The 760-nt window shown below is 46.8% G+C and carries 1 protein-coding gene; it reads right to left on the bottom strand.

The features are described 5' to 3' along the window. On the bottom strand, nucleotides 1-760 hold a 760-nt coding region (locus BTO23_RS03840), incomplete at both ends, for a VCBS domain-containing protein (protein WP_211295914.1).

A 760-nucleotide genomic window follows, 5' to 3' on the forward strand; every position in this document is an offset into this window, starting at 1 on the left:
TGTACCTGAGGTATGAAGTTGTGTTTCTTCTGTCACCGCACCAGTATTTGAGCCACCAATTACCGCTTTATCGTTAGTGCCATTAACCGTAATTGTTACTTGATGAGGCGTGCCATCGGCTGAATGAACGGTGATGGTATCGGTTGCTGTCGCGCCTTTACCTAACGCTTGAACGGTTGGGTTAGTATTATCTAGATCGTATGTCCAATTACCATTATTTGTTAGGTGGAGAGTACCTAAAGTCCCAACAATGTTGGTATTGGAGAAGTGCGCTTCACCAGTATCCACGTCCGTAACAGTCAGCGAGCCTGAAGTATGAAGTTGTGTTTCTTCCGTCACCGCTCCGGTATTTGAGCCACCAATTACGGCAGTATCATTAGTGCCATTAACTATAATTGTTACTTGATGCGGCGTGCCATCAGCCGAATGAACGGTGATGGTATCGGTTGCTGTCGAGCCTTTACCTAATGCTTGAACCGTCGGGTTAGTGTTGTCTAGATCGTAAGTCCAACTACCATTATCTGTTAGGTGGAGAGTACCTAACGTCCCAACAATGTTGGTATTGGAGAAGTGCGCTTCGCCAGTATCCACATCCGTAACAGTCAGTGTGCCTGAGGTATGAAGTTGTGTTTCTTCCGTCACCGCGCCAGTATTTGATCCTGATATGACAGCGGCATCATTAGTACCATTAACAGTGATGGTCACTTGATGCGGCGTGCCATCGGCTGAATGAACGGTGATGGTATCGGTAGCTGTCGAT

Origin of the sequence: Aliivibrio sifiae (assembly GCF_002954715.1) — a bacterium.
GTDB lineage: Bacteria > Pseudomonadota > Gammaproteobacteria > Enterobacterales > Vibrionaceae > Aliivibrio > Aliivibrio sifiae.